The organism is Chryseobacterium viscerum, assembly GCF_025949665.1.
Classification (GTDB): Bacteria; Bacteroidota; Bacteroidia; order Flavobacteriales; family Weeksellaceae; genus Chryseobacterium; species Chryseobacterium viscerum_A.
On sequence record NZ_JAPDFT010000001.1, the window covers coordinates 1,131,398 to 1,152,802 of the forward strand.

Annotated in this window: 11 protein-coding genes; 10 read left to right on the plus strand and 1 reads right to left on the minus strand. The window is 35.7% G+C overall.

All coding sequences use genetic code 11. From position 1 onward, the window contains the following. Window positions 1-8: 8 nt before the first annotated feature. The 5 genes from OL225_RS05140 (at window position 9) to OL225_RS05160 (ending at window position 13,644) form a co-directional block, all read left to right on the plus strand. Window positions 9-3,059 (plus strand): baseplate J/gp47 family protein, encoded by a 3,051-nt coding sequence (locus OL225_RS05140; protein ID WP_264517504.1) that lies wholly within the window; start codon window positions 9-11, stop codon window positions 3,057-3,059. A gap of 24 nt (window positions 3,060-3,083) precedes the next feature. Next, window positions 3,084-5,942 carry a hypothetical protein gene (locus OL225_RS05145; RefSeq protein WP_264517505.1) on the plus strand — a complete coding sequence of 953 codons (2,859 nt, stop codon included), beginning with the start codon at window positions 3,084-3,086 and terminating at the stop codon, window positions 5,940-5,942. Continuing rightward, window positions 5,932-8,934, plus strand: a complete 3,003-nt coding sequence (locus OL225_RS05150; RefSeq protein WP_264517506.1) for a PKD domain-containing protein — start codon at window positions 5,932-5,934, stop codon at window positions 8,932-8,934. The genes OL225_RS05145 and OL225_RS05150 overlap by 11 nt, the downstream gene beginning before the upstream one ends. An 86-nt stretch (window positions 8,935-9,020) precedes the next feature. Next, entirely contained in the window at window positions 9,021-12,632 is a 3,612-nt protein-coding gene (locus OL225_RS05155) for a PKD domain-containing protein (RefSeq protein ID WP_264517507.1), read from the plus strand. Between the two features lie 103 nt (window positions 12,633-12,735). After that, complete coding sequence (locus tag OL225_RS05160) at window positions 12,736-13,644, plus strand: hypothetical protein (RefSeq protein ID WP_264517508.1); 909 nt, start codon at window positions 12,736-12,738, stop codon at window positions 13,642-13,644. 75 nt (window positions 13,645-13,719) lie between these two features. On the opposite strand, the gene OL225_RS05165 is transcribed toward OL225_RS05160, so the two are convergent. Beyond that, window positions 13,720-14,382: a S24 family peptidase gene (locus OL225_RS05165; RefSeq protein WP_047378128.1), complete on the minus strand. Its 663-nt coding sequence runs from the start codon at window positions 14,380-14,382 to the stop codon at window positions 13,720-13,722. Between the two features lie 771 nt (window positions 14,383-15,153). Here OL225_RS05165 and OL225_RS05170 point away from each other — a divergent pair. The 5 genes from OL225_RS05170 (at window position 15,154) to OL225_RS05190 (ending at window position 21,165) form a co-directional block, all read left to right on the plus strand. Beyond that, a complete protein-coding gene (locus OL225_RS05170) occupies window positions 15,154-15,312 on the plus strand; it encodes a hypothetical protein (protein WP_156118456.1) in 159 nt (52 codons plus the stop codon). Between the two features lie 383 nt (window positions 15,313-15,695). Continuing rightward, window positions 15,696-15,863 (plus strand): hypothetical protein, encoded by a 168-nt coding sequence (locus OL225_RS05175; protein ID WP_156118455.1) that lies wholly within the window; start codon window positions 15,696-15,698, stop codon window positions 15,861-15,863. A gap of 60 nt (window positions 15,864-15,923) precedes the next feature. Next, a complete protein-coding gene (locus OL225_RS05180; RefSeq protein ID WP_047378127.1) occupies window positions 15,924-16,304 on the plus strand; it encodes a hypothetical protein in 381 nt (126 codons plus the stop codon). 294 nt (window positions 16,305-16,598) lie between these two features. Continuing rightward, window positions 16,599-20,750, plus strand: a complete 4,152-nt coding sequence (locus tag OL225_RS05185; RefSeq protein WP_264517509.1) for a hypothetical protein — start codon at window positions 16,599-16,601, stop codon at window positions 20,748-20,750. A 10-nt stretch (window positions 20,751-20,760) separates the two neighbouring features. Continuing rightward, window positions 20,761-21,165, plus strand: coding sequence for a hypothetical protein (locus OL225_RS05190; protein WP_264517511.1), 405 nt, complete (start codon window positions 20,761-20,763; stop codon window positions 21,163-21,165). Window positions 21,166-21,405: the final 240 nt, after the last annotated feature.

Below are 21,405 nucleotides of genomic sequence, written 5' to 3' on the forward strand. Positions count from 1 at the left end.
ATAAACAAATGAAAAAAACAGATACATTTTCACATTATCGTGAAGGAAAATCACAAATGCAGCGCTTTTTAGCAGAATTAGATCCTGGGAATCTTGAGTTACACGATTTCGATTTGTTTGACTGGCTATTATTCGCAAACAATTTTGCTCAACGTGTAAACTATTTTGACAAAGATGATAATACAACACCAAAAGGAAACTGGGGAAACTTCTTCCTGGGTGATGATACCAAGGCTATTCCACGTAGAGAAAGCGTTGAGTATAAAAGTATGAAAAAACAGGTTACAGATCTTATGTCCCAATTTGAACAGGACAGCAGCCTGACGCCTCACCTGACATTATTTGTTTGCTTTTTAAAATTATTAGATTTCTCAAAAAATGCCTTCAATAATCTGACGAAAAGGCATCTGGATTTCTATTATAACGAAATTCTTCAAATTGAGAAAAATGATGCCAAATCAGACAAAGTCTATGTGATTTTTGAACTCGCCAAAAAAGCACTTCAGGAAAAAATTCCAGCCGGTACATTACTGGATGGGAATAAAGATGTTAATGGCAAAAAACGAATTTACAAAACAGGGGATGAACTTGTGCCCAACCAGGCAAAAGTAGTTGAGATCAAAAGTTTCTTAAATGATGTTGAAAAAAGAGAACTGAAAATGGCTCCGGTAGCCAACTCTGCCGACGGATTGGGCGATAAATTGCCGGAAGACAGCAACTATTGGTGGCCGTTTGGATATAATTCTGATGAAACGGGTTCCAATAAATCTATTTATAAGGAACTTCCGAAAGCTAAACTGGGCTTTTCAGTAGCATCCTCATTATTTGATTTAAAAGAAGGAGAACGTACAGTCACTCTTAAGATCGACTTTAATAAAAACTCAACCCAGAAATTACAGAATCTTTCAAAAACCGATATTGAAAATAATATCAAAGTGCTTTGCAGCGGGGAGAAAGAATGGTTATCAGGTGCTGTTTTAAAATGCATTAAAAACGAAGAAGCAAGATTAGAGCTTTCTTTTACATTATCTAAAGATTTCCCAGCCGTTGTAAAATACAATAAAGAAGTGCTTTCGGAAACATTTCAAACCAGCTTTCCCGTGGTAAGATTGATGATCGAAGGAGAAAAATATTATGATCTATATGAAGCTCTTTCAGAAAAATCAATAAAGAACATAGAAATAGCGGTTGATGTAAAAGGGGTAAAATCTATTCAGATAGAAAATGATAACGGAACATTAAATTCAGAAAAGCCTTATTATCCTTTCACCGCACAACCTGTTAAAGGATCTAATTTCTATATCAAATGTCCTGAAATGTTTTCCAAAAAATGGCAGAATGCAGACATTACGATCAACTGGAAAAATGCTCCGGATTCTATAAAAGATTTATACAGCGGATATGTTATTCAACCTAATCAAAACATTAGTTTAACTGATTTTGAGGCTTTAAAAAACTCCTCAATCGTAGGTTCTGACGCTTATTTTAAAGCAGATGTTGCCTTGCTGGATAAGGAAATCTGGTATGACAAAGCTAATGATATTGATGTATTCACGAAAGTAAAAGATGCTTATAAAATTCAGTTTTCTGTAAATAATACAAGCAATGAGGCAGGAACAGGTGAGACGATCAGATTAACACTGAATCAGTCATCATTACAGGATGTATATCCAAAGCTGTATACATTGGCATTATCAAGTAATCCGACCTTTAAAAAACTTATTCCCAACGAGCCATATATCCCTTTTGCTGAAGATATAGAGCTGAATTACAGTGCGAAAGAAAATGTGTATTCGTACCTGAAAAGAGAATCTGCCGGAGAAGCTTCAAGAAATAAAGAAGTACAGCTGTATCACGAAGATGTATTCGGTCAATATGAAAAAGAAGTTGAAACCAACAGCATTGTACCGGTACACCAAAACGGAGGTGAATTGTACATCGGTCTGGAAGCAATGCCTCAGACTACCGTTTCACTATTAATTCAAATGCTGGAAGGAAGTGAAAACCCTTTAGTGGATACTTTCCTGGAAAAAGAATTTATAGAATGGAATATCCTTTCAGGCAATACATGGATGAGTCTGTCGGATTATATGCTGCAAAACGATACGAGAAAGTTCCTGGAATCAGGGATTGTAAAGTTCAAAGTGCCTAAGGATATTGATAAAAGCCATACAAGATTTACCAACGGATTAGTCTGGATCAGAGCCAGATCACAAAGAAGCTATGATGCCGTATGTAAAATCCAGGGAATCTATACTCAGGCTGTTTTAGCAGCATTCCAGAATCAGGGCAATGATCTGTCTCACCTCAATAACGGATTGGAAGCAAAAACCATTACCAAGCTAATCACCAGAGTGCCTCAGGTAAAATCCGTCAGCCAGCCTTATAACTCGTTTGATGGTAAATACAAAGAAACAGATACAGAGTTTTACAGACGTGTAAGTGAACGGTTGAGACATAAGCACAGAGCCATTACACAATGGGATTACGAACATCTGGTATTACAGGAATTCCCGGAAGTCTTTAAAGTAAAATGTTTAAATCATACTTCCGAAACTTCATATATGGCGCCGGGCCATGTAACCCTGATGGTGGTTCCTAATATTAAAAATAAAAATGCTTTTGATGTCTATCAGCCGAGAGTAAGCAGAGCATCATTGAATAAAATTCAAAATTATGTAAATGAATTAAATACAATGCATGTGAAAGCTCAGGTGATCAATCCCAATTATAAAGAAGCAAAAGTGGAAACAAAGGTCAAATTCTTTGAGCAGTATGACGAAACATTTTATACCAAACAACTGGACGAAGATATTAAAAAATATATATCGCCTTGGGCTTTTACAGACTCTGAAAATATTGATTTTAATGTAGAGCTGAATATTAATCAGTTGGTTAATTATCTGGAGCAGCTGTATTATGTGGATTACATTGATGAGATTAAAATATTTGTGAATAATGTCCTGCAAAGGCAATCTTTAATAGAAGTAGATCCAAAATCAATTCTGGTATCTGCCAAGCAGCATAATGTCACTATTACAGAACAGGTATGTATTTAATAATAAACAAGAAGAAACATAATCATGTCAGAAAATAAACATATTAGTATATCAAAAAATATAGAAACCGGGGATCAGACAGATTTTCATTTTCTACGCAAAACAGGAATTGAATACATAGAAAAGTTAGGAGGAAAACTCTGGACCGATTATAACTCTCATGATCCTGGTATCACCACATTGGAAGTTTTAAGTTATGCCATAACGGATCTTGGGATGAGGATGAACCTGAACATGGAAGATATCCTGGCATCTGATGATGTAAAAACAGACATTCATACCCAGTTTTTAAAGGCTGCAGAAATTTTACCTTCAAGACCTTTAAACGAACTGGACTACAGAAAGCTGTTTATAGATATCAGCATGCCTGGAAGTCTTAGAAGACCAATCCGTAACTGCTGGCTGGTTCCTAAAAATGAAAAATTATATGTCGATTGCAAAACCGGGGATTTAGACTTTAAACCTATCGGAGAAAAAACACAGAGTTTTAACGTAAAAGGAGTGTATGACCTTTATGTAGATTATGCTGAAGATATTGATACAGATGGTGTTGGATGTGAAAAATCTAATGTCAATACCAAAATATTAGACAGCTATCATGCCAATAGAGGACTTTGTGAAGATCTGGCGGAAATTAAAGAAGTTGAAATCCAGAAAGTTGCAGTATGTGCCCGTATCGGACTTGTCAGTAAAGCTGATGAAGAACTGGTGCATGCTAAAGTCATCAGAACAATCAATAATTATCTGTCTCCGGAGGTTCATTTTTATTCACTGAAACAAATGCTTGACAAAGGGCTGACCACAGATCAGATTTTTGAAGGTCCGCTTCTGGATAACGGCTTTATTGATACTGAAGAACTTAGAAACAGTCAGTTAAGAACAGAAGTCCGTCTTTCTGATATCATCAGTGAAATCATGAAGATTGAAGGTGTTAAAGAAATTCATGACGTATCTATTGCAGGTTGTGACAGCGTGATCAAACAAAATAATGACTGGCTGATCTGCATTGAAAAAGGCAGAAAACCGGAGCTGTGCGAGCTGAGTTCATTCAGCTACAGTAAAGGATCTCTTCCACTAAATATCAATGAGAAAAAAGTTCAGGATTACCTGGAAACTCTTAAAAGAGAAGAAGAAGTACTTAGAGATGATGCAAGACAGAATAAAGAGTTGGTATTGCCGCAAGGAACTTCATATGATATCGCAAACTATGCTACTATTCTGAATGAATTTCCGGATACCTATGGAGTAGGAGAATCTGGAATTATTGGGAATCCATCACCGGAGAGAGAAGCCCTGGCCAAACAAATGAAAGGGTATTTGTTATTTTTTGATCAGATCCTTGCCGGCTATTTCAAACATCTTGAAAAAGTAAAAGAAGTATTAAGTATTAACGGTAAGTTAAAAAGAACCTTTTTTACTCAGGCTCTTAAGAATATTAAAGGCTTTGATGAACTGGTTTCTAACTATGATACGGAAAGTGATGATCAACTTACAGATTCGTTATATGAAGAGCTGGATAACAGTGTGGAACGCCGAAACGAGGTTTTGGATCATTTAATCTCCCGTTTTGCTGAAACATTCAGTGACTATACCTTCTTGATGAAATCACTGTATGGGAAATCTACCGATGAAATTGTCTTATACAACAAAGAAAATTTCTTAAAAGAATATTCATCATTAAGTAAAGACAGAGGTTTAGGCTATAATTATACCTTAATTGGAGATTCAGATCTTTGGAATACCAGTAATATTTCCGGTGTTCAGAAAAGAATTGCCCGGTTGCTGGGAATTAAAGATTATACCCAGAGAAACTTATCTCAGTCTCCGGTATCCATTATTGAAACAACAGACAATGCCGGTAAAAATACTTACACCTGGAAAGTAAAAGATACAGGAAGCAATATCATCTTATCATCTGTCAATGTTTATACTACTGAGCATATTGCCATCAAAAACCTGAATGATGCCATTTATCAAACCATTCAGATTGATGAGGAAGATCTTCAGAATGCCTTAGACAGATTGGATGAAAAACATCCTGAAGTTACATTAGAAAAATTAAAAGCATGTGAAGATGGGTATTGCTTCATCGGAAACATAAAAATCCGTGTTTCATTGGGTGGTAACTATTATTTGGAAATTGTAGATGATACGGATGCAAAAAATGTAATTGCTGTTCACAAAAAAACTAATCCTTACTCAGATTTGAAAGAATTGAAAGAAGGAATTAAGGCAACGGTGAAGTATTTCAAATATGAATTTACGGAAGAGGGAATTTTCCTTGTTGAACATTTATTGCTAAAGCCCACCACTAAAGATTATAAACTTATGGGAGGTATTGGCTGTATGTCTGTAGGAGGTACTTTCAGAATCATGTATGACCTGGAAGAAGAAAATCCTTCAACAGATCCGATAGAATATTCGGAAGCCTTTATGTCTTCGTGTGAAGAAGGCTGCGAAACAGATGTTTTTGACCCTTATTCTTACAGGGTGAGTGTTGTTCTTCCTGGCTTTGCTTATCGTTTCCAGGATCCTGATTTCAGGCGTTATGCGGAAACCGTGATCAGACAGGAAATTCCGGCTCATGTTTTAGCAAAAATCTGCTGGGTGGGAGACCGTTTGAGTGAAAAACAAACCGCTCAGAACGATTTGGCTGAATTTGAAACAGCATTTAAAAAATACCTTTCAGATAAAGCGAGGAACAATATTGTGAATCTTGGAAACAGCATTACGGATTTACTAACCGCTCTTAGCCATTTAAACAATATTTATAGACCGGGAAGGCTTTTGGACTGCGACGCCAATGATAACGACACTCTGGACGGAAAAATCATATTAGGACAATCGAACTTATCAAAAAAATTGAAAAATAATGAACACTAAATTAGACAATGTAACAACCCAATATAGAAAGTTCAACGACAATCAGGCGTTAACAGAAGGGCAATTAAACGAATTTATAGACTATTTCGAAGATCAGGACAGATTATCAAGAACCCGCCTGAGTGGAGTTGGGGTAGTATGCGGTTTTCAATCGAAGTACGTAGAACTTGAAATCTCACCTTCTCTGACAGAAAAAGCATCCAGACCAGGAGATATGGATCTTGAGATTCCCTTTGATACTATTATGATTACACAGGGAGCTGGGGTTACTACTGATGGAGACCTGATAACGCTGCGCCAGGTAGGAAGCAAAAGGTCAGAGGCTATCATAGACTTCAAGGCTAAAAATTACAAATACTATAGAAATTATATTGATGTTCAAGGATATGAACATTTTCGTATCGGAGGACAGCAAATTCCTCTTTTAGAATTGTTTACAACAGAAGAGTATAGACAATTATTGAACGAAGGGGCTAATGCCGGAGATTTTAAACAGGTAAGTGAGATTTATAGTTCATTAAATGATAAAATTGTAATTCTGTATTTAGAAAGTTATTCTAATGATGAGACCCCATGTCAGGATGCTGATTGTGACAATAACGGAGCAGAGCAGGTATCTAATCTTAAAATACTTCTGGCAGATTCAGCGTCTGTTTCAGAGCTTATCACGAAAGGAGATGCAAAAGATGCTATCTATAAACAACACAATACGTATGAAAAGCTTTTTGACAGTTTGCCTAACATATCGGCCAAAAGAGTTATTCTGGATGCTCTTGTAAAAACAGCACCGCAGTTAAAGACCAAATTTCAGGGCGCTATCAGTACTGTTGCAGAATTAAGTGATGGCTTTACCTCTATTGCAGGAGCTTTTAATGTAAATATGAATCTGGGCGGGCAGACGCTTTATGATAAACTGAACCCCTTGCTGACAAGCACTTCTCCGGCCTTAGAAGATTATCAGTACCGATATGATTTACTAAAGGACTTGATTGATACCTACAATGAAATAAAAGGTTTGATCCTGCACCTGAATGCTGAATGTTGTCCGGATATTGCCTCATTCCCTAAACACCTTATGCTAGGACCAGTTGGAGCAAAGCAGGAATTAGGAGAATATATCCCATTACGTCACGATTTTTATAATTCACCAATTACGACCAATGATGACGAGAATTATGAAAGAGTTGTAATGCTTGCCAATCGTTTTGTGCAGAAAGTCAATGGATTTCAATCCTATATCGGACGTATTAAAATTACGCCTTCAAACCTGAATGTAAGATTGGGTAATAAAGCAATACCGTATTACTATAATGTAGATCAATCTTTATTGGCCCAATGGAACTTTGAAAAAGCAAAAACCGATAGAGCTGCTTACAATTTAAGTTATCATACAGCCAATTTATCAGGAGAAGATTTTATTCAGAATCCACTGAATTATAACATTGACAATAATGATTTTTATAGAATCGAAGGTCACATTGGAATGCCTTATAAAACAGCATTGCAAAACATCAATGATCTTAAAACACAATACGGTTTAGCCTTTGATGTTATTGCATTGGTTCTGGAAAAAGGCGAAAAACCTGGCAGCGAGCCGCCAATCCGTGAAAAAACAGTATCTATTGATGAGCTCAGAAAGCAGCTGATATCCATTTCCAGTGATGTAAGCAACAGGACCACCAATTCACAGCATACTTTACTGAATATCTCTAAACTGGATGAGCAGCTAAGATTACTGAACCAGGCTGAATTCTCAAAAGAAGGATCTTCAGATGGGGTTACAGTAGTAAAACAGGATCCTAAAAAAGATGATGTTGTAAGTGAGCTTTTAAGCGAATTTTTAGAAAGGAAATCAGGCCTGGAGCATGTGGCTGGAGTGGAACCGGGCGGAACTTTCGCATTGATTTATCACTCGGAAGCTGATAACCAGGTTCTTGCAGATTTTTCACTGCCTTATCTGTGTTGCTCTAAAAAGGATCCTGCATTCCTGTCGTTACCGGCAAACAAACTATGTCAGAAAGATGCTCCAATTGTGATGACAATTGTTCCGGTAGATGGGCAGGTAAAAGCATTTGTAAATGGTGCTCAGATTCCTGCGGTTACACAATCGGGAGGTCAAAGCTTCTTCGATCCTGGTCTGGTTAACGCGGCTTATTTTGGACAAACTATTACGTTTACCGTTAATGATGATCCAGTGGAAGCACAGATGGTAGTGTATGCACAACCAAATATATCTGTGACTACAGGTACGGTGAGTTATGATGCTCCTACGATGGACGAAAATGCAAACAACCCGGATGCAACAGTTGAGTTTGATGCTTCTGGAGACTTTACAGGTCTTACATTTACCTGGAATTTTGATGATGGTACTCCAATTATTCATAACGAGGCACCAACTAACAAAAAAATCCATGTGTATAAGCTTGTTGCCGGACAAGAGAAAACTTTCAATCCAACACTTACAGTAACCAATGCTAATGGCTGTAGTACGGTCTACAAATTAGCTCCGCTAAAATTAAAAGGTCAATCCACTATTGCATGTTTAAGTGGTATGAGAGTAGTCATTCAGTATAGAGACGATATAGACACAGGTCACGTTTGTAATGATGCTACTTTCAACTTAAAAGGAAATGGTATTGTCATAGGAGGGATCAATCCATACCCTGGCTTTATTGGAAATATACATTTAAGTAATACAGGAGGCAGTCAGGATAGAGGTAACCATAAACAGGGTACTCCTGCATTGAGCAGATATAATGAAATTATCATCACTCAGGCAGAAGCTAAGCAAATGGCATCACAATCATCAGATGGTTTTGTAGAGTTTTCACTTGAATGTGCTCTACCTGTTAATAACAGACCGCCAACTGGTTGCCACCAGGATGTTGCCTATACCGAAATATTCCTGGCAAACGCTACAGTTCCTATTTATTTTGGTTATCCAAATGGTAATTTCCTAAGAATAAACCCTTGTACAGGAGTGACAAAATAATAGTCAGATAATAACTTCATAGGCAGTTTCAATTGTCTATGAAGTTTATTAAAAGACCTTAATAAATCATTAAAAAATGAACAATAATGAAGAATCAATTAAGTAGTATAGCAGTCCAATACCGTAAATTCAGTAAAGGGCAGTATATAGAAGATCCTGATCAGTTCAATGAGTTCCTGGATTTTTTTGAAGATCAGGACCGTTTGTCCAGAGTACTGCTGCAGGGAGTAGGTATTGTATGCGGCCTCAAACCAACACTTATATATAAAAACAGGCTGCTCAGCGGCATACAGCTTTCTCAGGGAGCAGCGCTTACCACCGACGGAGATTTATTAACCCTGAACAATACGAGTAAGATAAGTGAAGATTTGTACATGAGCGATCTGAAAACGGTTGATCTTGAAAATAAAAACTTCACCCATTTTAAAGTATATGATAATTTTAAAATAAAATACCCTGCGTTTTACGAGGGGAGCGAGCAGATTGAACTATGGGAACTGGCAACAGCTCAGGAAGCAAGATCTGATTTTCAGCCTGTCAATAATCTTACAAAATTAGAAGACAAATACCTGCTGCTGTATTTGGAGGACTATGAAAAAGAAGTTAAGCCTTGTAGAGGTGTTGACTGTGATAATCATGGAATACAGCAAATCAGAAACCTTAAAGTATTAGTTACTACAGCAAGAGGGATCACTCATATTCTTGGAGAAGATGGTTTTACTCTACCTGACCCTATAACAGGTGAGGTTAAGCTCAAAAGAAAAGATCGTCTTCAGCCTCATCCTTTGTTTATAGAAGATATAATGGAGCCTGTGAAACAAAACCGTGTTATTTTAGAACAGTTTGTTTCAAATAAAAAATTGAGTGCTTCTGATTTAAAAAATATATATATCAAGGCTCTGGATAAAACTGATTTTGGGAAGGTTGTTTTTGAAAGAATGGAAGCAATCGGTAAAATAGTAGGGATTCCAACAGCCAATTACGATACGTTTAAAGCATCATTTACAAGAATTTTTAATCAGGACTCAGGTTTTCAGTATGCTTACGATGTCGTAAAAGATTTAATGGATACCTATTCTGAAATTGTAGAATTGCTTCCTAAAGCATTTACTAAATGTTTTCCGGATTTTGTTTCTTTTCCTAAACACATCATGCTTGGGAAATTAATATCAGATATCCAGTTGGATTTCTCAAGACATCAGTTTTATAATTCGCCTGCTTTGGATGATGAAAAAGCAACCCAAAGAGTTAAAACCCTGATTAATCGTTTTAATCAGCAGGTGGGATATTTTAATCCTGATAATATTATTAAAAATAAGGAAAAGGTTAAAATTACTCCATCACAAAAACTGAATCCTCTGAGTAATAAAGCGATTCCTTTTTATTACACGGTTACAGAAAATTTCTTAAAAGCGTGGAACTTTGATAAAACGAGCAACCGGTCATCTGGCAGCAATTTAACATTTGATACAGATTGGGTGTTAATAGGACAATTTGAAAAAGAAAGTCCTTTAAATCTCAATATAGATAACTATTCGTTTTATAATATAGAAGGTCATCAGGGGATGGATTACCAGGTTGCCTTTGAACAGATAAAGGAAATCAAGGATAAGCAGCAGCTGGGATTTGATATTATGCTCTTGTCTTTAGAAGAAATAAAAGGAAATAAAGACCTTTCAAAAGCATATTTCAATGAATATGTAGAAAAAAATTCGGGATTGGAACATAAGCGGGGAGTAAAACGTGGTGGCACTTTTATTCTGGTTTATGATTCTGTGAGAAATCCAAAAGTTATTGCAGACTTTTCACTTCCATACATCTGTTGTACTCCAAAAGCAATCATCAAATTGAGTTTGCCAACTTCTGTTATCTGTGCTGAATCCGACCCAATACCTTTTACTGTATCCCCTATGAATGGAGTTGTGAAAGCAAGTATCAGTAATGGTGTGAAATTTATCAATGGACAATATATCTTTGATCCGAAGGCTGTGGAAGAACAGTTCTATGGTCAGGAAATTACCTTTACTGTCAATGGGAAACCTACTGATTGCAGCATTAAAGTGATTTCAGAACCGGATATTAAAGTAGAAGTTGTAGAACCTGTCATTTATCCTGGAGGAGACTCAACAGCAACAATAGTAAACATTAAAGTTTCCGGAGCAAACTTTGCAGACTATACGTACAGATGGGATTTCCTTGGGACTGATGTTTGGGTTCCGATAAAGCCGGATGCAAATGGATTTGTGAGTTATAAGTATTACAATCTGGATCTTAAAAATATTCCGGCAATAAGAGTAAAAGTAGATGGCAGCGGATGTATCCAGGATGTTATAATAAGAGACTGGTACGATGCTCCGGTTCGGTTAAGTTTAGCAACAGATATTATTTGTTCTTCATCTGATTCCATACCTTTTATTGATCTATTCCCTACGGATGGGATTGTGAAAGCCAGTGCCGGTGCGGAAGCCAGTGTTGTATCCAGCAATGGAAGTTATTCTTTCAATCCAAATGCAGTGAATTCTGCTTTGTATGGTCAATATATTACATTTACTGTAAACGATAAATCAACGAACTGTCGTATTAAGGTTATTCCGCCGCCTAAAGTTAATATTAATTATACTGTTGATTATCCAGCGAACGGTTCAACAGAAACCACAATAAACATTGACGTTTCCGGACCATATTTTACAGAATATATGTACGAATGGGATTTTCTGGGTACCGGACAGTTTACTCCTCCCAAACCTATAAATGGTAAGATAAGTTATAAATATTCTAATCTTGATCCAAAAAATATTCCGGTGATAGGAGTGAATGTGACTGGAGGAGGATGTGCTCAATACACGACTATAAGAGGTTGGTATGATGCTCCGGTTCAATTAAGCTTGCCGGTGAATACTATTTGTTCTGAATCCGGTTCTATACCTTTTAACGTGGTACCCAGCAATGGAGTTGTAGCAGCCAGTGCTGGTGCTGAAGCCAGTGTTGTATCCGGTGCTGGGGGATATTCCTTCAATCCGAACCTGGTGAATCCTGCGTTACACGGTCAGGTAATTACCTTTACTGTAAACGGAAAACAAACCAACTGCAGTATTAGGGTTATTTCAACACCGAAGGTTGGGATATCTGTTAAATCTGTTGATTATCCGGCCGGTAATTCAAATGAAACAAAAGTAAACTTTGTCGTTTCAGGGCCAGGCTTTACAAACTATACTTACAGTGTAGATGGTAACCCGCTTTCTCAGCCGGATGCTAATGGAAATATGAGTTATACCTTGATGAATGTAGATCCAAAAAATATCCCGGTGATCAATGTGAAGGTGAGTAACGGTGAATGTACTCAGACTATTACGGTAAGAGATTGGTACGTGGCGATCAAAAAGATAGACTTATCAGATAGTGTAAACTGCTGTCCTGCCACTCTGCCGATTATTAAAGCTGATGCCGGAGCGAAAGATCTGCGGTTTTCTTTAGAACTGGGGAGATTTGGATTAAAAGGATCAGGTGACGGAGCGCCCGTACTTCTATACTTCTGGAGCAAACTAGAAGGTCCGGATGTGAAACTTATTAGTGATCCTGCTAACGGAGAACTGATCGTTGAAGATTTAATTGCTGGTAACTATAAATTCCAGCTTCTGGTTAAGGATGCGAATAGTGATGCATTTAGTATTGATACAACAACTGTAACAGTGTATTGATATTAAACCTAATCTGATATCAAGGGGTGTTTTTTCTTTAGAATGATTTCAACACCCCTTAGATATTGATAAAATATAATATTAACAATAAAAACATAATATAATGGCAGCAGCAAAATGTGATGTTTCATTCAAAATAGGATATGAATCTTCATTGCCACTAACAGAGGCGACTGTGACTTATTTAAATCCGCCGGGACCTACCCATGATATAAAGCAATTGGTTGTAACGGGTAATGCAATAAAGCTTAATGATATTCAAAATGATATTCAAACTCCAGGCACATACGAATTGGAAGTGAAACTGGCTGTAGGCGGAATTGTTACTAAGAGAGATTTTTTTCTGAACGTTGGGAGATGTAATACTTCTTCTTCTTGTTACGTTCCTAAAATCTATGATATAAAAGTGCTGGATGACGGCCAGATCGTAATGAACTACTGGGTTGATGATACCACCAATCTTGCAACATTGGAATATCAGATAGCAAAAGATCCTGACTTTACAGACATTATTTATACAAAGGTGGGCTTTAGCGATACTGCGTATACCCAATTTGAAAATATTGATATGAAAAATGGGAAAATTCCTGATAATACTAAGTTATATATAAGAATAAGAAAGTATTGTAAACCGGATGGAATTTCGGATTGGTCAGATGTTGTTCAGTTTGATTCTAAAGAGTGGAGTGGTGCAGTAGAAGCCTATTGTTTGTCTGGTGTAGATGATCTGAACCCAGACCCTCTTTGTAATGGGACAGACCCTGCCTGGAAAGTGAAAGTAATTTTGAAACCCTCTTCAGCAGATATAGGAACTTTGATTTACTTGACTAATGGTATGCTTGCAACACCTACAAATATAAAAGAATTTGAGCCAAATGCACCCGAAAGCTTCAAAAGAAGTGGGATCAGATGGATCAGATTCCTGAGTTCATATCTTAATCCAAGTGCCATTTATCGGGTAGATCCGGAAAATGCTACAATAATTGGTAGGGAAGACAAAGTAAGCTGTTAGAATATCTTATACTGAGATGATCTTAATGCCCCAATAAAATCCTCAAGCAATTGAGGATTTTATTCACTCAGGCAGTTATCTTCTGTTGTTTTTACGTCTTGTACTTATAATATTGAAAAGTTTCGCAACATCCTTCAGATGGATTTCGAAATCTTCATAATATTCATTCAGAGAATGAAGGGTGATAATTCCTCTTTCCACGTCATGGTTGATGATTCGCTTTACCAGAATTCCTTTCTCTTTGTGAACGATCACAAAATCCCATTTATCATAATGCAGCTTACTCATCCAGTAATCCTGTCTGATATTTCTACATAAGATAATGTCTCCTTCCAGATAGCTTTCGTACGATCCGTTATCCATACTGTCTCCTTTTACTTCAAAACACATGTATTCACCTCTGTGCTCTACATCGTCCGTAAAAGGAATAGTGGGTAAGCTTTCTATATATTCTTCATCAGCAAAATTACTCAGATAACCGGCTTGTGCATATTGATTCGCCAACGGGACATGCATAATCTTCAAATCTGAAAAAACAACCGGAGATGCGCTGTCATCATTGAGTTCCTGCTGTTTTAACAGTAAATTGGTGACAAAGTAAGCCGTCGTTTCCGGTATTTTTCGTTCGCCTTTTTCCCAATATTGCACAGCTCTGGTACCCACTCCTATAGATTTTGCGATATCAGCCTGCTTCATGTTTAGTTTCTTCCTGATTTCTTTGAATTCTAAATAGTTCATTTTGATATGTTTATAGTTATTTGTGAAAAAAAATGAACAAAATGTTCGTTTTTTATTTTGAAAAACGAACAATGTTCGTATATTTGTTTCGTCATTATGATGAAACAGTACAAATGTACAAAATTATATTTAAAATTTAATTTTTTTTTAATATTTGAAAATGTTATTTTTTGCTTATAATTATCTGTAATTAAAAAAGTTAAGTATTTATTTTGTGCCCAATATATTTAAAATGTAGATATTTTCCTTTTTTGTTTTATCCGGCGCAGATAGGAATAGAAAAATTTTCAATAATCTATAAAATGTAAAAAGTGCGTTTTTGTTTTAAATTTTTTTGGGTTTTTGTTCGTTTTAAGACTGTTTTAATAATGATAAAAATGCGTTTATTTTTTGATTGATATCTAAATAAAGCAATCATTTTGCTCTTTGTTTTTCCAGAAAATAAAAAACAACCCGGAAATGTAGAATAACGCTGCTGTTCAGCATATAAAATATCGATTAATTATAGTTGGCAGTAAGGTTGATAATACATACTAAAAAGGCAAATGAAATTTAGAAGATAGAAGCCAGAATGAGATTTTTATTGGGAAATATCAGGTACCCGCTTCTAAAAAAACAAATTTAAATAATGGAATCAGACATCTTGTTAAAAGGCGGAATATTCGCCTTTAGGGTTTCTTATGACTTAATGAAACGGTCAATATATAAGAATAGGAAGCTTGTCTGATTCAGAAAAAACTTTTTAACCAAAAAAACTTTTAACCATAGAATATGAAACGTAGTAAAGAATTAGTCGAAAAAAGAAAAGATTTTGTCATTGATTATGTAAGACGTAATCAGGATAAACAGATGAAAGTGATTGTCAATGAGCTTATGGAAATGTTGTTTCTGTCTGAAAGAACAATATATAACATTATTCTTCAGCCATAACGTATGATCACGGAAGAAAGCTCAGTCCTTACCATTTAATATAATGTTGTAATGTGAATATCAATAAGATAATGTTTGTAGATAGTGTGTATTCATAATTCATTTCTTGAAATTATTCATTCTAAAAAGATAAAAGGGATTCAAAGTTATTGCTAGATCCTCAACAGCCCATCCATCAGATTAAAAGGCTGCTCTGATATCTTTCTCAAATTTAAATTATAGGTAAAATATTAAGGTGAAAAACGGTTTTTGCTTTTTAGTTCTGTTGTTTTAAATGAGACATGAACTTTAAAAAGAAACCGTTTGGCCTTAGTGTATTGGAAGCGGAATCAACTTAAAAAAACTAAAAAATCAATTATTCATTTAATAAAATTCTAGTCACCATGAAAAAAAAAGAAAAGAAAAAAAAGAAAAAAGATAAGGAAAAACTAAAGAAGCCAGGCAGAGATATCAGTGATATTATTGACGAGTTAGCTTATGCAGATGAGAGCGAAAATATCCGGAAAATCAGAAAGTTTTTAGATGATATGTACATCCTGTCTCAGGAATAATTAAACATCTGAAAGTTGCTTGAAAATTAAAATTTTTAATAAATAATAGAGAAGAAAAGAATGAATTTGGATAGTATAAAAGCCCTGTTAATCGGAACTGCAATAGCATTTTCAGGAGGGGTACTAAGGGTACTGGTCTCCATACAAAATAAAGAGAAAAAACAGCCATGGGAACATTTTATCACATTGGTAATCGTAGTAATCGTAGGCTTTACGATGAGCTATTTAATGAACAGAGCCGAATTGCATGACAAATGGTATTCGACAGGGGTACTGTTTGTATTGGGGTACGGTTATGATAAATTCCTGAAGATGATCACTAATAATCTGCCTAATTGGATTGACAAAGCAGTGAACCTTCTTATTGAAAACCGATATGGTGCCAGCAATACAGACAGATCATCTGATGAGGAAGAAGAAAAGAAAGATGATATGAAATAATAAAAAGATTCTGACCGTAATGACAGAATCAATCACTCCCAAGGAGATATTATCCGGAAAAGAGTGTATTAAAACTTAAAAAACCTGAAAATTCAAAAACAAGAGAAGAAACCAGGAAATGGTTCAGTGTTGCCTGTTTCTCAAAGTCAAATACCATTTCTATTTACTTAAATTCTTAAAGAATCTACCTCACCCGGTATGATTTTTCCAACCCGGCAGGCACCCTATCAGGCACAATATTTTAGTTGTGCCTATAGGTCTTTTAAAACAATATGAAATTAAAAAACTAAGTCAATGAAAGCAGCAAAACCTGTAGAAAAAGACAATAAGGCCCATAAAAACCAGAGCAAAAAGCAGAAGCCGAAGGATCCGGTAGTTGTCCCTCTGTCTGAGGTAGATGTGGCCGGTATACAAACACAAAAATCCGGAAATCGGGGCGTTACTGCCGGATCAGGAGGTCCTAATGATAGTATGCTCAACCTCAATGGAACTATTGCAGCCGTTCACGGTTCGCAAACCATTTACGACCAAGGCGCAGAAATAATGTATGAAAGACTTCAGGAGAGTCTAATCAAGACCGGCGATATCAACCATCCTGATACTCAAAAGATTGAGAAAGGATATAAGGCAGCCCTGAATGTGAATCAGGTACAAGATTATAATAATATTAAATCGGGAAATTATGCGGCGAAGACACCGGAAGAGCAGGTGGCAGTCCGTCAGATGGTTAAAAATCAGGAAACTTCTGTAAAAACAACAAGAGAAGGAGAAAAAGAAACATTAAAAAACATTAACAGCAAATCTGAAGCATCAAAGCCTGTTATAGATCAGAAGCCAAAAGAGAAAGCGGTTGAGGTTAAAATACCTCCAATTAAACCAGTCTCATCTGAAGTTAATAACAATAGCTCAAAAAAGGCTGCCGATAAAAATGAAGTGCCTCGTTCAGAAAAGGCTGTGGATGACAAAAAATCTAATAATAAAAAATCAAATTCAAAAACTAAAGGAGAAAAAGAAACAAAAGTTACTATTCCGGATGATATCCAATCCGTTGTTACTCCAAGAATGGATAAGGCTGTTGATAGCGAGCAAGCCGAAATAGCTCCGGATGCACAGACGACAATTAACATAGTGGGGCTTGTTGCGGCTGCACAGGAGTTTAGAGACCAGGGAGTAGAAGCTAAGGGGCAGGTAAAATCTCAAAACGAAGCCGCAAAAACACTAAAAAATAAAATTAAAGAGGTTGAAAGAGAAATTCAAAAATCAGACGCTGATTTAGAAAAATCAGAAGACAGTATAGAAACGAAAGAAGCTTTAATCAAAAAATTAGAAAAAGGACTTGAAACCTCAGTAAAAAGACAGCAAAAGGTAGAGCAGGAGGTCGGAATATATCAACAGGAATATAATAAAAATAAGACCAAAGCAAATGATTTCAATAACGAAGCAAAAAATTTACTTGGTGGGTCTCAAAAACATCAAGATCCCAAAAATGCTGATTCTGGAAACCTTACCAGAAAATTAAATGAATTAAATACCAATGCCGGGACGATAAATCAAGCGGTATCTCAGGCAGGAAATACAACTCAAAAATTATCTCAGGAAGCTCAACAGGCTAAAGGTAAGAATACAAAGATACAAAGTGAAATAACATCTTCCAGAGCGTCAATACGAAAATCAAAAGCTAAACTGGCTGCAGATACTAAAAAGAATATAGAAGCCAAAAAAGAGCTGGGAAAACTTACCCCAAAACTAAAACAGGTAGAATCACAAAGTAAAAAATTAAATCAGGAAGCAGATGGATTACTATTGGATTCTTATATTATTGAACATGAGATTATAAAAACGCAAAATGCTTATTATGCCAATATGGCCACCGTTGAGGGACGAAATAGTTTAATACAAAAAGAAAAAGACAAAATTCAGCAAACCCCCAAAGAACTTAATGAGGCAGAACGTTTATTGATTGATTTTACACAATTAAAAACAAAAGATGAACAAGTAGCTTTTCTAAGACAATTAAGCTCTGGTCAACAAAATTTATTAAGAGATAAATTTGAAGAAGTAAATGCTAATTATGATAATGATCAATCAGAACATCAAAGGTTAATTGACCAAAATGTTGACAGCATTAGAAACTCTCAAATAGAGGTCTTTAACAATAAACGTAAAGATGCTTTACAAAAACCATTAAACTTAGTGACCAAAAATCTGAATAGAATTACGGGCTTAAAAAGATTATGGATGTCTATATCTATTGCCTTTTCAGATATTTGGAATGACGTTACATCCATTACCTGGACCGATGTAGGTAAATTTATTGAATCAATCTTTAGTCCCAAAGCATGGGTTGAGGCTATTTCAGGATCTATTAGCGGTATTTGGGAAGATCTGACAAGTTGGAAGGGATTCTCAGAAGATCCGGTAGGAATGATTCTCCAAAAAGCAGCCGGGATAGCCAATAAAGTACTCATCATAGCCGGTGTAATTACAGGGATATTGGGGATTTTAACATTAGCTGCCGCTGTAGGATCTATTTTCACTCTGGGTGGTTTAGCACCATTAGCCGCCTGGCTGGGAGGAGCTACTATAACAATGGGAACCATAACATTCTGGATTGGAGCCATAGCATTAGGATTGAATATACTCAACGGAATTAAAAATATTTATGACGTACATACAGCAAAAACGGCTGATGTTTTGTTCAAAAATTCTGGTGAATTAAAAAGCGACATTACCAATTCAGGTATGGCTATTTTGGCAATGATAGGTGGAAAAGCCTCGAAAAAAGGTGGAGCTTCCATAAAAGATCTGGCAAAAAGAAACCCGAAAACTTTTGGTAAACGAATGTTCATTACCGCAAGAAATGGAATAAAAGCAAGTATTGTTTCTATACCTAGAAGAATAACCTCTGTTTTCAAAAAAGATACATGGATTAAAGCGGGCCAAAATTTTAAAGCAGCGTATAAAAAAGCAAAAGATTGGGTTACTGAACCTTTCAAGAAAAAGACTACTACAACGCCAAGCCACAACCTGAATCAACTTCCTTTTGAAGAGCAGACCGTTCCTGACAGAATGCACGAACAGCCTGTAAGAAATGAAAAAAGCACCGGGAAATCCAATGTTAAGGAAGAAGGTGTGAAACCAGTTCAGGTGCAGGAAAATGTATATGAAGAAAGCATATTCAGACAAGATAACAGACCTTATTCTCCTGAAGGCTCAAAAGAAGGAAGGATAAAATCTCACATTAATGAAGAAGGAAACTTAACTCCTGCAGACAAAAACGGAAGTGCTACTGTTTCTGATCACGTAAGAGGAAGCGAACCTATGAAAAGTAAAAGTCCTTATACTTCTTTCTCAGATGAAGGTCCTGGTATAGGCAAAACCTACGGAGACAATGTGATTGAAGTTGATATTAAAAGGCTGGAAGCTGATATCGCTGCTGGTAAAATAAGTGAGGTAGAGGTATTGAGACCTGAAAAAGTACAAGCGGAACTACAGGCTAAAATAGATCAGGCGATGAAAAGATTTGAAGAAAGTCCAACGCCTAAAAATCAGAAAAGAGTAGATGATGCGGTAAGAGATCTTAACAACAGTGTAAGAGACAAAGAGATTTTAATTAAAGGTGAAATTCCTTCTGAATATTTTAATGTGAAATCGACTAAAAATAAGATCCCTGAGGATATTTTACCTGAAAATAAGAGAAATGAAAAAGGCAGTGGTAAATCTAATATTAAGGAAGAGGATGTAAAACCAATTCAAACCGAGCATGGCAAATCCTATGGGCAGGCTAAAACTCAAGAAGGGCATACAGTTACTATGACGGAAAAAGGGGAAATTTACGTATGTGCATCACCTTGCGAGCCTATCCGTGAAAAATACACATTAGAATTAGAAGAAAATCCCGAAATTAGTCGTCAGATAAATGAACTAGAAGCAGATGTCAGACTTACCGATCAGGAAAAAGCAGATTGGATTGCGAAGGAAATAGAACCTAAACTTTCTAAAATAAAGAAAGAGAATAAGATTAAAGCTAAGGAAGATTTGACAAATCTTAAAAATAGTGAAAGATTAGCTAATAATAAAATAGTAAGAGATGTTGACAAAATTGCTAAAAAATACGGTGGAGAAAAAACAGGCAAAAATAGATATACATTCACTGATAAAAATAGTGCCAAGAAAGCAGCATCGGAGATTTCGGGTGATCTTGGCAGCGATCCTATAACTATTAGAAGAAAAGATTACATAGACGAAATGAATACATATAAAAACAATAATTCCAATAGAAAAATAGGAAAACATTCATCAAAATTAGATTCTAACAAAAAACCAACAAGTGGATACCACGACCACGAAATAGGACATTCCACATTTGGAGCACCTAGACATTTTAATGCATGGAGTGAAAGTTCTGGTACATATTATTCAGATAACGTACATTTATATTATTAAATTATTATATATGAGAAAAGAATGGAGAGAATATCATTCAGAGAATGGTGAAATATGGGAAATATTCGCTGATACAAATGATAATGAAAAAAAAGAAGATCTAATTTCAAGGTCAGGAAGTAATGCTATCATGCGAAAATATATGAAAACATTAGATTACATACAAGTGACCATAATTCCTTGTGCTAGAATAATTGATGACATAAAAAAAAGAGAAGGAAAAGAAAAATATTTTCGCTTGAAAATTAATCTATTAAATGGTGAGGACTGGTTTGGAATATCTAGCAATTTTTTTGATAAAGAAGAAATAGAAAAGCTATCCAATATGTTTATAGGATTAACTAAAAGGCAAGCTGAAAGGATATGGATAGCAAAAAAATTAGGAAATTTCAATACAAATAGATTAGATTTATAAGAAACACTGAATGGTAAAAATCTAATTAAAATCAATGAAAAAACTTGGAGCTAAAGAAATTGTAATTAGTGATTCGTAAAGTAGAGTTTATTTATAAATCATATTCTGATTTTCCAAAAAGCGATTGTGTGTTCTCAGATTATACAATGAATATGGATGATTTAAAAAATAAATCATTGATTATAAATGAAAATTGGATTTCGGAATTTAATTGAAAAAAATAATCTTTAAAGAAGGAAT